The 12,316-nt window shown below is 63.4% G+C and carries 11 protein-coding genes; 6 read left to right on the forward strand and 5 right to left on the reverse strand.

Annotated features, from left to right (window positions below; all coding sequences use genetic code 11):
• The first annotated feature begins 33 nt into the window (after window positions 1-33).
• On the forward strand, window positions 34-909 hold the full coding sequence (locus CTATCC11996_RS12035) for a MurR/RpiR family transcriptional regulator (RefSeq protein WP_003076428.1): 876 nt from the start codon (window positions 34-36) through the stop codon (window positions 907-909).
• Between the two features lie 143 nt (window positions 910-1,052).
• On the opposite strand, the gene CTATCC11996_RS12040 is transcribed toward CTATCC11996_RS12035, so the two are convergent.
• The 3 genes from CTATCC11996_RS12040 to CTATCC11996_RS26265 are packed head-to-tail and all read right to left on the reverse strand — an operon-like array spanning window position 1,053 to window position 3,529.
• Complete coding sequence (locus tag CTATCC11996_RS12040; protein ID WP_003076430.1) at window positions 1,053-1,757, reverse strand: aspartate/glutamate racemase family protein; 705 nt, start codon at window positions 1,755-1,757, stop codon at window positions 1,053-1,055.
• Window positions 1,754-3,250, reverse strand: a complete 1,497-nt coding sequence (locus CTATCC11996_RS12045; protein ID WP_003076432.1) for an MFS transporter — start codon at window positions 3,248-3,250, stop codon at window positions 1,754-1,756. The genes CTATCC11996_RS12040 and CTATCC11996_RS12045 overlap by 4 nt, the downstream gene beginning before the upstream one ends.
• Window positions 3,251-3,310: 60 nt before the next feature.
• Window positions 3,311-3,529, reverse strand: a complete 219-nt coding sequence (locus CTATCC11996_RS26265; RefSeq protein WP_238532408.1) for a hypothetical protein — start codon at window positions 3,527-3,529, stop codon at window positions 3,311-3,313.
• A 244-nt stretch (window positions 3,530-3,773) separates the two neighbouring features.
• Here CTATCC11996_RS26265 and gdhA point away from each other — a divergent pair, with 244 nt between their 5' ends.
• The gene (gdhA, locus tag CTATCC11996_RS12055) at window positions 3,774-5,120 is read left to right on the forward strand and encodes an NADP-specific glutamate dehydrogenase (protein WP_003076433.1); all 1,347 of its coding nucleotides are present in this window, start codon (window positions 3,774-3,776) and stop codon (window positions 5,118-5,120) included.
• A gap of 104 nt (window positions 5,121-5,224) precedes the next feature.
• Here gdhA and CTATCC11996_RS12060 read toward each other — a convergent pair whose 3' ends face one another.
• Window positions 5,225-7,930, reverse strand: a complete 2,706-nt coding sequence (locus CTATCC11996_RS12060; RefSeq protein ID WP_003076435.1) for an HAD-IC family P-type ATPase — start codon at window positions 7,928-7,930, stop codon at window positions 5,225-5,227.
• Window positions 7,931-8,335: 405 nt separating this feature from the next.
• Here CTATCC11996_RS12060 and CTATCC11996_RS12065 point away from each other — a divergent pair, with 405 nt between their 5' ends.
• From CTATCC11996_RS12065 to CTATCC11996_RS12075, 3 genes are all read left to right on the forward strand, one after another.
• Complete coding sequence (locus CTATCC11996_RS12065) at window positions 8,336-9,277, forward strand: Bug family tripartite tricarboxylate transporter substrate binding protein (protein WP_003076439.1); 942 nt, start codon at window positions 8,336-8,338, stop codon at window positions 9,275-9,277.
• A 160-nt stretch (window positions 9,278-9,437) separates the two neighbouring features.
• On the forward strand, window positions 9,438-9,890 hold the full coding sequence (locus CTATCC11996_RS12070; RefSeq protein WP_003076441.1) for a cupin domain-containing protein: 453 nt from the start codon (window positions 9,438-9,440) through the stop codon (window positions 9,888-9,890).
• Window positions 9,891-9,984: 94 nt separating this feature from the next.
• Complete coding sequence (locus CTATCC11996_RS12075; RefSeq protein ID WP_003076442.1) at window positions 9,985-10,350, forward strand: YfeK family protein; 366 nt, start codon at window positions 9,985-9,987, stop codon at window positions 10,348-10,350.
• Between the two features lie 16 nt (window positions 10,351-10,366).
• Here the strand turns inward: CTATCC11996_RS12075 and CTATCC11996_RS12080 are convergent, their stop codons facing one another.
• Entirely contained in the window at window positions 10,367-11,242 is an 876-nt protein-coding gene (locus tag CTATCC11996_RS12080) for a methylglyoxal synthase (protein ID WP_003076444.1), read from the reverse strand.
• A 183-nt stretch (window positions 11,243-11,425) separates the two neighbouring features.
• On the opposite strand from CTATCC11996_RS12080, the gene CTATCC11996_RS12085 reads away from it, so the two are divergent.
• Window positions 11,426-12,289, forward strand: coding sequence for an alpha/beta hydrolase (locus CTATCC11996_RS12085; protein WP_003076447.1), 864 nt, complete (start codon window positions 11,426-11,428; stop codon window positions 12,287-12,289).
• The last annotated feature ends 27 nt before the right edge of the window (window positions 12,290-12,316 follow it).

A 12,316-nucleotide genomic window follows, 5' to 3' on the forward strand; every position in this document is an offset into this window, starting at 1 on the left:
GCAGATCAGCGGGCCCACCTGCCATTCGCAGTCATGAACCCCAGCTCCTGCCCCCCGGAACCCGCCGAAGCCCATTCCTTCATCGCCCGCGTGCGTGCGGCCCTGCCGCAGCTGCCGCCGTCGGAGCGGCGGCTGGCGGAATTCCTGCTGGACTTTCCCGGCAATCTGTCGAGCTACGCGGCGGCCGAGATGGCCAAGCTCACAGGGGTCTCGAATGCCACGGTCACGCGCTTCATACAGCGGCTGGGCTATGAGGGCTACGAGGATGCACGCCGCCATGCCCGCGCTCAGGGCGACAACGGCTCGCCACTGTTTCTGGCTGCCGCATCGGCCCAGGGCCGGCCCACGGCGGATGTGATCGCCACACATCTGCGCCAGGCCTCGGAGAATCTGGCCATCACCATCGGACAGATCTCGGCAGATCAGCTCGATGCCATCGCCATGGCCCTGATCGGCGCGCGCCAGCTGTTCTTTGTCGGCTATCGCCAGAACCGCAACTTTGCCGCCTATCTGCGCTGGCAACTGCTGCAGGCACTGGAGATGCCCAGCCAGGTCATCCCCGGCGCTGGCGAGACCTTGGGTGAATATGCGGCCCAGATCGGCGAAAACGATGTGGTGGTGATCTTTGCCCTGCGCCGCAGCGTGCGCGTAGTCAGCGAGTTCGCGCGCCAGGCCAGACTGCTGGGCGCCCGCCTGATCTGCATCACCGACCATGCCAGCCCGGCCCCCGAGGCGGACTGGCTGCTGCGCGTGCAGACCTCGGCACCGGGACCGCTGGACAATCACACGGCGCTTTTCATGCTCTGCCACCTGATTGCCACGGCCACCTTGCAGCAAAGCGGGCAGCCGGGGCGCAGACATATGGCGGCCATCGAGACCAGCCACGATGCGCTGGACGAGATGCTATGAAATAGGAAGCTTATTGCGCTTGTTATTCATAGATTTCAGATACTTTTCTATCTGAAATCCATGAATGACTTGCGATAAAAGCTCTTTAATCAATAGCAACCAATAGCAACCAAGCAATAACAATCAACAGCAACCAACAGCAATCAGTGGGCGGCGGCGAGCGCCAGGCCGGCCAGCGCCGCCTGCATCGCTGCCACCACGGGCGACAGCACCGGCACCTCGAAGCGCGGCGCCAGCCACAGCGCAGCTTCGGACAGCGGGCCGCCACCGATCACCACGGCCTGCGCGCCATCGTGCTGCACGCATTGGGCCACGGCATCGCCCAGGCGCTCGCACTGCAAGGCCGGATCGGCCGCCAGCGCCAGCGGCTCACCGACAGCAATGCGTGTGCCGCAGAACCAGGGAGTCAGGCCCAGCGCTGCGACCGAGGCGGCAATCGAAGCCTCCAGCCCTGGCGTGGTCGTCGCAATACCGAAGCGGCGCGGCAGGCCCTGCTCGTCCCGCGCGGCCTGCCGCATGGCGGCTTCGCCGATGCCAAAGGCGGCAACTCCGGCCGGCAGGGCCGCTCTCAACAACTCCAGCCCCGGATTGCCGAACGCGGCCACGATGATGGCCCGCCCAGCTTGGCTGTCATCTCCCCGGGCAAAGGCCAGGCCCAGGCGCTGCACTTCCTGCTCGGCGATCTTCAGCCCCGCCTCGTCGGTAATCATGGCTGCCCCCCGCTCAGCCGTCGCGCCGTGCAGCAGCGCGCCGGGCGGCAGACAGGCCCGCGCCTGTCTGAGCATCAGCGCCGTGGTCTGCTGCGAGGTATTGGGGTTGATCAGCAAAATATGCATGCCAGCCCTCATGCCGTGCGCTCCTGAGCGCTTGAAGGTACGCCTGCAGCAGCGGCAGACTCCTGCCCGGCATGGGATTCCTCCCCCGCGCCTTCCTCGATGGAGCGGCCGAAGGTCTCGGGGGCAAACTGCACGGCAATCGCAAAGATGAAATACATGGCCGCGATCATGCCGAACATTCCGGAGACGCCGTGCAGATCGAACATCTTGCCCGCCAGCACCTGGGACATGGCTCCGCCGATCGTGCCCAGCGCCAGCAGGAAGGAGGTACCCAGCGCACGAATGCGCGTGGGGTACAGCTCTGGCGCAAAGATCCAGATGGAGGTGTTGAGCGTCAGCACGCAGAACTGGAACAGCGCACCGCAGACCAGGATCATGGCCACGCTATCGGTGAAGTTGCCGAACGCCAGGCCTGCCAGACAGGCAGCAATCGCCCCTACCGTCAGCACCCGCTTGCGCGGGAAGTAATAGCCCATGGTCGATGCCGCGATCGCGCCGGCCAGGCTGCCCATCTGCATGACGATGGTGAAGCTGAAGCTCTTGGTGATGGAGTAGCCCTGGGCGACCAGAATCGTCGGCATCAGCGTGAGCACCGAGAGCTGCGCGCCAAACGTCATCCACGAAGCCACACCCACGGCAATCGTGCGCCGCGCATAGCCGCCCCTGAAGATGTCGGTGAAAGAGCTGCGCTGCACGGTCTGCGTGGCAGCCGTCTGCGCCTGTGCACTGCCTGGGCTGATGAACTCGCGCAGCTCATACTGCGCATTGGCCAGCTTGCCCGCCGCCAGCATGCTCAGCACCTGGTTGGCTTCCTCGACCCGTCCCTTGGAGAGCAGAAAGCGCGGCGTCTCCGGCACAAAGCGGCGGTAGAACACGATGAAGATGGCCGGCATGACCAGACAGCCGAACAGCCAGCGCCAGGAATCATCGCCCGGGAACAGCGTGAACACGCCCAGCGCGAAGGCCGGCGCCAGCATATTGCCCAGACCGCCGCCGCCCACATTGATGAGACCGACTGCCGTGCCGCGAAAGCGCGCCGAGCAGAACTCGGCCAGCATGGTCACGGCCGTGGTGATTTCTCCGCCCAGACCAAAGCCCACGATGGCACGCGCCACGGCGAGGAAAGCGTAGTCGGGCGCCAGTGCGCAGCCGACGGCACCCAGCGTGAACAGCGCCAGGTTCACATTGAGCATGAAGCGCCGTCCCATGCGGTCGGCCAGGTAGCCCGACAGCAGTCGCCCCATGGCGGCGGCAAAGAAGGTGATGGTGTTCAGAAAGGCAATGTCCGTCGCGTCCAGCCCCCATTGCTGGCGCAGCAGGGGGCCGACCAGGCCGACTGCGTTCTGTTCGAACACATCGAAGAGCACGCCGCAGACCACCAGAAAGATGATGCTTTTGTGCGAGCGCGTCACACCGATCTGGTTGAGCGCATTTTCCAGCTGCTGCATCTGCGCCGCACTGGCCTTGCCTGACGCCGAGGGCGTCACGGGGATCTCACCTGCCATATCCACCTCCTGTGTGCTGATGACCGCCCAGGCACTGGGCCGGCAAATCGAATTTGAAATTTATTTTTCATATTTGAAGTTATGAAAATGTCTTTTCAAATACATGTTTACCCAGCCCCGTTGATTGGTGAAAGAGGCCATCCCCAGGCTCATGTGACGGCCTTGATGAAAAAACAATTTCACAACAGCAGATTGCGTGCCTGAAATCTCATGCACCACATCGGTGCTATCACAGAACGATGTCAGCGCAGGCATCGCACCGTTTTTTCTGTCGGACAACGCTGTGCCAAGCGGCTTCCGGACCATTTTTGCGACAGGACGATGAAAAATCCTTTACTTCAAATGCACCATCCAAGTGCCTGAAAACTAAGAATAAATATGGGATCAGTGTTCCAAATTCGGGCATCTACGCACCAGAATTGCGCCCTCATGCACCGAATCTATGCATGACGGCATAACTTTTTGGCATAATTTTGGTTTCGCGAGTTTCAGCGCATTCCCTGTCCCTGTCAGAAAGTTCTCTATGAAGTACGAGTCCGTAGGCCAATTCCTGGAAGAAGTGGCACAACGCAACCCCGGTCAGCCCGAATTCCTGCAAGCCGTCACCGAAGTGATGGAAAGCCTGTGGCCCTTCATCGAGAAGAATCCCAAGTACGCCGAACACGCTCTGCTGGAGCGCCTGGTCGAGCCCGAGCGCATCATCCAGTTCCGCGTGAGCTGGACTGACGACAAGGGCCAGGTGCAGGTAAACCGCGGCTTCCGCATCCAGCACAGCATGGCCATCGGCCCTTTCAAGGGCGGTCTGCGCTTCCACCCCTCGGTCAACCAGTCCGTGCTGAAGTTCCTGGCTTTCGAGCAGACCTTCAAGAACGCACTGACCACGCTGCCCATGGGCGGCGGCAAGGGCGGCTCCGACTTCGACCCCAAGGGCAAGAGCCCTGCCGAAGTCATGCGCTTTTGCCAGGCTTTCGTGTCCGAGCTGTTCCGCCACGTGGGTCCCGACACCGATGTGCCCGCAGGTGACATCGGCGTGGGCGGCCGTGAAGTGGGCTACATGGCCGGCATGTACAAGAAGCTGTCGAACACTGCAGCTTCCGTGTTCACGGGCAAGGGCCTGTCCTTCGGCGGCTCGCTGATCCGCCCCGAAGCCACTGGCTACGGCACCGTGTATTTCGCCCGTGAAATGCTGGCCACTCGCGGCCAGTCCTTTGAAGGCAAGACCGTGTCCGTGTCCGGTTCGGGCAACGTGGCTCAGTACGCCGTGGAAAAGGCCATGGAGCTGGGCGCCAAGGTCGTGACCGTGTCCGACTCCTCGGGCACCGTGTATGACGCCGCTGGTTTCACCACCGAAAAGCTGGCCATCCTGATGGATGTGAAGAACCACAAGTACGGCCGCGTCAGCGACTACGCCAAGCTGGTTTCCGGCGTGGAATTCCTGGCCGGCAAGAGCCCCTGGTCCATCAAGGTGGACGTGGCCCTGCCTTGCGCCACCCAGAACGAGCTGGACGAAGCCGATGCCAAGACCCTGATCGCCAACGGCGTGCTGTGCGTGGCTGAAGGCGCCAACATGCCCTCCACCAACGAAGCCGCCCGCGCCTTCGAAGCTGCCGGCGTGCTGTACGCACCCGGCAAGGCATCCAACGCCGGTGGCGTGGCCACTTCGGGCCTGGAAATGTCGCAAAACTCGGCCCGCCTGTCCTGGCCTGCCGAAGAAGTGGATGCACGTCTGCTGCAAATCATGCAAAGCATCCACGCAGCTTGCGTGAAGCACGGCAAGCGCGAAGACGGCACCATCAGCTACATCGACGGCGCCAACATCGCCGGCTTTGTGAAGGTGGCCGACGCCATGCTGGCACAAGGCGTGATCTAAGCGCCAAGCGCTCAGCACTCGCAAGAAAGGCCCTTCGGGGCCTTTTTTCATGCCCTCGGCCAGGCGGTGAAACGACGGCTTGAATGCCTTGCGTGCACAGTGCTCTAGGCCCTAACGCCCAGTCTCATCCAGCGTATCAGGAGCTTCTCGACCTCCAGCAACAGCAGCAGGGCAACCCCCAGCCCTATCGCCAGCAGTCCGGCCGCCAGATCGACAGGACGGCTGTCGAACAGCGCCTGCATGGGCGGGGTGTAGGTGAACAGCAGTTGCACCAGGGTGACGCCGGCCACGCCCAGCAGCACTGCCGGGGTGCCCAGGACGCCACGCAGGCTCAGCGAGGTTCCTTGCGTGTAGCGCACACTGAACAGATAGAAGATCTCCATGATCACCAGCGCATTGACCACGATGGTGCGAGCCAGTTCGACCGAGTCGCCGCGGCGCAGCGACCACTCGAACATGCCGAAGCAACCCAAGGCAAACAGCACCGAGACCAGGGCGACACGCCACAGCAGGTAGGGCTGCAGCAGTTGCTCGTCCGGCGAGCGCGGCTTGCGCTGCATCAGCGTGGCCTCGGGTGGTTCGAAGGCCAGCGTCAGGCCCAGGGCCACGGCAGTGACCAGATTGACCCAGAGAATCTGCACCGGAGTGACCGGCAGCGACAAGCCCAGCAGAATGGCAACGATGATGACAATGGCCTGGCCACCGTTGGTCGGCAAGGTCCAGGCAATGACCTTGCGCAGGTTTTCGTAGACGGTGCGCCCTTCCTTGACGGCGGCGACGATGGTGGCGAAGTTGTCGTCGGCCAGCACCATGCCTGCGGCCTCCTTGGCGGCAGCCGTGCCGGTAATGCCCATGGCCACGCCGATGTCGGCCCGCTTGAGCGCCGGCGCGTCGTTGACGCCGTCACCAGTCATGGCGATGACGCTGCGATCCGCCTGCAGGGCCTGCACCAGGCGCAGCTTGTGTTCCGGGCTGGTGCGGGCGAATACCGTGGAGGCTCGGGCCACATCGATCAGCTGGGCATCGTTGAGTCCGTCCAGCTCATGGCCCGAGGTGACGCGTATGGTGTCGGCCAGCGCCAGTTCCCGGGCAATGGCGGCGGCCGTGGCAGCGTGGTCGCCGGTAATCATCTTCACCGCAATGCCGGCACTACGGCATTCGCGCACGGCCGTCTTCGCCGAGTCGCGCGGCGGATCTATCATGCCCAGCACGCCAAGCAAGGTCAGATCCTTGACGTCGGCCATGTCCACGCTGTCCTTGCCGTCTGCCGGGACACGGCTGGCCAGGCCCAGCACGCGATAGCCTTTGGCAGCCAGGGCATCGATCTGCTCCAGCCAATAGGCTGCATCCAGCGCCTGCACGCCCTCGGCACCCTGCTGGTCGCGGCACATGGCAAGAATCTGCTCCGGAGCCCCTTTGACGAAAACCACGGCTGGAGCATCAACCGGGCGGTGCAGAGTGGCCATGTAGCGGTGGACGGCATCAAAGGGAACTTCGTCGAGTCGGCGCCAGTCCTGGCGCAGTTGCTCCACATCGAGACCGGCGCGCGCCGCCAGCGTCACCAGAGCTCCCTCCATGGGGTCACCCTCGACCGCCCAGACCTTGCCTTCGGCATGTCTTACATGGGCGTCGTTGCAAAGTGCCGCGCCTGTGGCGAAGTGCAGCAACTGCGGATGCAGTGCAGGATCAATCTCCTCGCCCGCCAGGGTGAAACGCCCTTGGGGGGCATAACCTTCGCCCTCTATGTCGAAGCTGGCACCGGGCAGCACCACGGCGCGCACGCTCATTTCGTTGCGTGTCAATGTGCCGGTCTTGTCGGAGCAGATGACCGAGACGGCGCCCAGTGTTTCAACCGCCGGCAGACTGCGCACGATGGCATAGCGTGCGGCCATGCGCTGCACGCCGATGGCCAGCGCAATCGTCATGACCACGGGCAGGCCTTCGGGGATGGCCGATACGGCAATGCCCACCACGGCAATGAAGGCGTCGGCTGTGTCGTAATCGCGCACCCATAGTGCGAAGCAGAACATCAGTGCGGACAGGCTCAAAATGGTGATGGTGAGCTGGCGCGCGAAACGGTCCATCAGCCGCGTCAGCGGGGTGGCCAGTGTCTGCACCGAACCCAGCATGGTGCTGATCAGGCCCAACTCGGTACGAGGGCCTGTGGCCACCACCACGCCCAGACCTTGCCCCGCGGCAACCAGGGTGCCGGAGTAGGCCATGGAAAAGCGGTCGCCGAGAGCGGCATCGGCGGCCACCGGATCGGCCGACTTGTCGACGGCAACCGATTCCCCGGTCAGCATGGCCTCGTCCAGCTTCAGGCTGCTGGCGCGCAGCAGGCGCAGATCGGCCGGGACGCGATCGCCAGCCTCGAGCAGCACACAGTCGCCGGCAACCAGCTCCTCAGCAGGCACCGCCATGCGCAATCCGTCGCGCAGCACATTGGCGCGGCTGGAAACCATGGCCTTCACTGCGTCCAGCGCCTTCTCGGCACGGCCTTCCTGCACGAATCCGAAGACCGCATTGATCAGCACCACCGCGAGGATCACCCCCGTATCGACCCAATGCTGCAGCAAGGCGGTGACCGCCGCCGAGCCCAGCAGCACATAGATCAGCAAATTGTTGAACTGCGACAGAAAGCGGGCCAGCATGCTGCGTGAAGCTGCGGCAGGCAGGGCATTGGGGCCCTGCTGCTGCAAGCGCTCGCGGGCCTCGCCGGAGCTCAGCCCAGCGGCAGTCGATTGCAATTGAGCGAGTACGGCATCGGTCGACAACGCGTGCCAGGCGGCAACGCGACTCTGTTCCTGCATCTGAGACTCCCTGACGATTCAACTGAAACGCTTGTGAGCCGGATCTGTGCCCGGTTGGCTGGCTACCGCGGAGAAGGCACCGTTGCATGGTATGCGCTCGGCAGGCCTTGCCACTGACTATAAGCAGGAATATCGATCATTGATTGACCGCTGCGGGCTGATTGCCTGCGCCAGCCAACGCTACCGCTGGTTCAGCCAGCTCTAGCTGCGCGCGGCACTGCCTAAAAATCAGTTGAACTGCTGGTTTTCATGGATTCCTTCCCCTATGAAATTTCATGACAATCAATTAAGTTTTGTTGAGCAATTCAACGCCAATCACTGAATCAACCTTCACCACAAATCATTGTGGGACTTATGAATCCAGACCGCGCCACTCTTTCCCGCCGACTTTGCATCGCCTGTGCCATGACCAGCCTGTTCGCAGGCGCGGTGCAGGCACAGGATGCCTATCCCAGCAAGCCCATCCGCATCGTGATTGGCTATGCCCCGGGCGGCTCCGTCGATATGGTCGGCCGCGTGGTCGGAGACATACTGGCCAGGCAGTTGAACGCCACCGTCGTGGTCGAGAACGTGCCGGGCGCCGCAGGCGTGGTGGGAGCACAGCGCGTGGTATCGGCCAAGCCCGACGGCTACACCTTGCTGGCAGGCTCCAGCAACGAAATGGCGGGCACCAAGTTTGTGAATGCCGCGCAGAAGTACGATCCGGCTGTGGATCTGACCCCGGTGAGCCTGACCGCCCTGGCCCCCAATCTGTGGGTGGCCGGAGCGCATGTTCCTGCCAAAACCGTGGATGACTTCGTCAAACTGGCCAAGGCCAACCCTGGCAAATACAGCTACGGCAGCCCCGGCATTGGCTCAACACCGCATTTTTCGGGAGAGCTGATCAAGAAGACTGCGGGTGTCTACCTCGTGCACATCCCCTACAAGGGCTCTCCGGCCATGACCAGCGATCTGGGCGGCGGCAACCTGGACTTCGCCATCCTCTCGCCCATGGCCGCAGCGCCGCTGGCGCAGTCAGGAAAGATCAGGATTCTGGGCGCCACCACGGCCACCCGCATCGCCACGCTCAAGGAGGTTCCTGCGCTGGCGGAACATCCCGCGCTCAAGGGCTATGCCCTGAGCGGCTGGTTTGCCCTCGCGGCTCCCAAGGGCCTGCCCCCGGAAGTGCTGGCCAAGCTGCAAAAAGCGATACAGACAGGCCTTGCCGACCCGGCCATCCGCCAGAAGCTGGAAGCAGCTGGAACCCCGCCCGCCAAGGGCAATGAAAGCCTTGCCCAGGTAATGCGCACAGACATGGACAAATACGCCGAGCTGGTGAAGTTCGCCCGGATCACGGCCGACAACTAAGGCAGCAGCCTGCAGCGCCATATATCTCCTGCCCGCAGGGCCTTGCATCACCGCGCCCGGCGGTGTTCTCCGCGCCCCTGCGACTAGGGCTGCCCCCATGGCATGCCCGCGCTCCTTCCCGGTACAAGTGACAGGTTTCACACATCCGGAGGGATATCTGATGATCTTGATTCGCCGCGCCAGCTTTTCGAGCCTGCTTTGCAGCAGCGCCTTCATGCTGTTCAGCCAGAATGCCCTGGCTCAGGCTGCATCACCCCAGCCGGGGGCGGCCCAGCCGGGTGCGGCCCAAACCGGAGGCCTGTCGCGGACCATGGTCGGCAAGGCCGATGTTTCGGTACCGGGTCGCGAAGCCGTGGTAGCCAAGGTGGAGGTCGCCCCAGGCTCGCGCGCGGGTCGCCACACCCACCCTGGCGACGAGATCAGCTATATCAGCGAGGGTGAGGTCGATCTGCTGATCGACGGCCAGCCGCCGCGCACGCTCAAGGCCGGCGAGACCTTTGTCGTGCCCGCGGGTGTGATTCATGACGCACACAACGCCAGCAATGGCACGGTCAAGCTGATTGGCGTGTATGTCGTGGAGAAGGGCAAGCCTCTGGCCACACCGGCCCCTTGAGCACCGCACAGCTTTGACCGACCAAGACAAGGCCGCAGTCCATCGCTGCGGCCTTTGTTCCTTGCTCGGCTCTTCTTCTGTAGGATCAACCCACATGAAGCACACCGTTACCGCCTTGCTGCTGGGTGCAGCCTGCAGCTTGAGCCTTGCCGCATCGCCCGCACCTGCGGCGACTCAGGAGATCGAGTACCTGATCGGCCATCTCAAAGCCTCGGGCTGCGAGTTTGAGCGCAATGGCAGCTGGCATGACAGCGCCAAGGCCGCCGAGCATCTGCGCGGCAAATACGACTATCTGCTCAAAAAGGGCTTGGTGGCAACAGCCGAGGACTTCATTGCCCGCGCAGGCACGGAGAGCAGCATCAGCCACAAGCCCTACCAGGTGCGCTGCAGCGGCAAGCAGGCCGAAGCCAGCGCCAGCTGGCTGCAGGCCGAGCTCAAGCGCTACCGCAACCGCCAGTAGCGCTCAGCAACCCGCGTCAGCCCGCGCGCTTGACGGCCGCATCGCACCAGCGCTGCGCCACCTGGGGCGAGGTACTGCAGACGGCATCGTGCGTGACCGTGGTCACGGCGCGCTCCAGCAGCTGGATATCGGCTTCGTGCTGACGTGCCACATGCGGGTCTTCAAAGAAAATGGCCCGGTGGCAGCGCTTTTCCAGCACCAGATCTGCAATCTGCGCATCGCCGCCCAGCGGCCCGCTGTTGTAGCGGTCCACCCAGGGCTTGTCGGCAGGCCAGCCCTTGCTCCAGGCCATCTCGTTGAGCTTCTGACCCGTGGTGCCCGTGCCCACGCGGCGGCGGTAGCGGCTGAGCAGCTCGAAGTTGCGCGCAGCAAAGTCCAGCATGGTGGGCTTCATGGCATCGTGGGCAATCAGCGCCAGCGTCTGGTTTTCGTAGTCATGAAAGCGGTCGGCATTGCGGTCACGCCCCAGGCCGGCGTGAATGCGCTCCATCTCGATCCAGTCGCGCGTGGAGGCGACCGTGGAAAGAAAAGGCTTGCCATGAATCACGCACTGGCGCTTCAAGGCCAGGGCTTCAGGGAAGATGGACGAGGGGTCCACCGGGTCCATCAGGTAGATGGCGCCATCGAGAGTGCGCTCGTCACCCTCCATGCCCACCACCTCGGCCACCAGCCTCATGAGACCGCCCTCGCGGCCATAGGGGTAGCGAACCAGGCCTCTGTAGCCCTGGAGCATGCTGGCCGCCGTGATGGCGTCATAGGTGCGGCCCACGGTATGAAAGCCCAGCTTGAGCTCGCGAATTCCGGCCTCGCAGGCGCGCAGCAAGGCAAACAGCGCGGCGTCCTCGGTTTGGTGGTGGAGTTTGTTGGCGGCAAGACCCAGGCAGATCGACATAGTGAACTAATCCTTCAAACAGGCTTCAAACGCTCGCAAACTCTGCGCAACCAGCTATGTATTTGCGGTTTGAAACACCCGCAAGAATATCGCCAATTCATGCACTCCAGATGACTGGGGCCGGGTCAGACAGCCATACTTGCACAGCACTTGACAGCCGCCCTCTTCCGCCGCACTCCTTCCATGCCCAAGACCTCACGCTTTTGCAGCCCCCGCCGCCTCGCGGCAGCACTCGGTCTGGCCTTGCTGCTGGCGCTCGCGATCTGGGGCATGCGCGAGATCGATGCCCGGCAGCGGGTCTGGATTTTTCAGCCCAGCGACCGCAGCTGGCCCGGCGCCAACACGGCCGGCATGCAGGAGCAATGGATAGACTTTCACAGCCGCGACGGCAGCGCCGCCAGGCTGCACGCCCTGTGGATGCCGTCCAGCGATGCACGTGCCCCGCTGCTGCTGTTTCTGCATGGAGCGAGCTGGAATGTGACGGGCTCCTCACCACGCATACGGCGCCTGCAGGCCATGGGCTTTTCGGTGCTGGCCGTGGACTACCGCGGCTTTGGCAAGAGCAGCCCGGCCCTGCCCTCGCAGACCTCGGCCGCCGAGGATGCCCGCGCTGCCTGGGACTGGCTGGGCCGCAAGGCCGCAGGCAGGCAGCGCTATATCTTCGGCCACTCGCTGGGCGGCGCTGTCGCTATCGACCTGGCCAGCTCCGTCAAGGATGAAAGCGGGGTGCTGGTCGAGTCCACCTTCACCAGCATTCCCGATGTGTTCGACTCCATGCGCTGGGGCTGGCTGCCCGTGAACTGGTTGATCACGCAGCGTTTCAACTCGATCGATAGGGTGGCAGACATTGGCTCGCCGCTGCTGGTCGTGCACGGCACGGCAGACCCGCTGATTCCGGCCCGGCTGGGTCAGCGGCTGTTCGATGCGGCGCGCGAGCCCAAGCGCCTGATCCTGGTCGAAGGTGCCAGCCACCACAACACCCAGTCCAGGGCCCTGGTGCAATATCGCCAGGCACTGCATGAGCTGTTCGGCCTGAATCCGCGCTGAGCGACATCGCCACATACTGTCTCGTCA

Origin of the sequence: Comamonas testosteroni ATCC 11996 (assembly GCF_000241525.1) — a bacterium.
Classification (GTDB): Bacteria; Pseudomonadota; Gammaproteobacteria; order Burkholderiales; family Burkholderiaceae_C; genus Comamonas; species Comamonas testosteroni.

Coding starts and splice junctions, on each gene's coding strand:
- CTATCC11996_RS12070 (WP_003076441.1), top strand. CDS start 9,438: ATGATCTTGATTCGCCGCGCCAGCTTTTCGAGCCTGCTTTGCAGCAGC.
- CTATCC11996_RS12035 (WP_003076428.1), top strand. CDS start 34: ATGAACCCCAGCTCCTGCCCCCCGGAACCCGCCGAAGCCCATTCCTTC.
- CTATCC11996_RS12040 (WP_003076430.1), bottom strand. CDS start 1,757: ATGAGGGCTGGCATGCATATTTTGCTGATCAACCCCAATACCTCGCAG.
- gdhA (WP_003076433.1), top strand. CDS start 3,774: ATGAAGTACGAGTCCGTAGGCCAATTCCTGGAAGAAGTGGCACAACGC.
- CTATCC11996_RS12060 (WP_003076435.1), bottom strand. CDS start 7,930: ATGCAGGAACAGAGTCGCGTTGCCGCCTGGCACGCGTTGTCGACCGAT.
- CTATCC11996_RS12065 (WP_003076439.1), top strand. CDS start 8,336: ATGACCAGCCTGTTCGCAGGCGCGGTGCAGGCACAGGATGCCTATCCC.
- CTATCC11996_RS12085 (WP_003076447.1), top strand. CDS start 11,426: ATGCCCAAGACCTCACGCTTTTGCAGCCCCCGCCGCCTCGCGGCAGCA.
- CTATCC11996_RS12045 (WP_003076432.1), bottom strand. CDS start 3,250: ATGGCAGGTGAGATCCCCGTGACGCCCTCGGCGTCAGGCAAGGCCAGT.
- CTATCC11996_RS12080 (WP_003076444.1), bottom strand. CDS start 11,242: ATGTCGATCTGCCTGGGTCTTGCCGCCAACAAACTCCACCACCAAACC.
- CTATCC11996_RS12075 (WP_003076442.1), top strand. CDS start 9,985: ATGAAGCACACCGTTACCGCCTTGCTGCTGGGTGCAGCCTGCAGCTTG.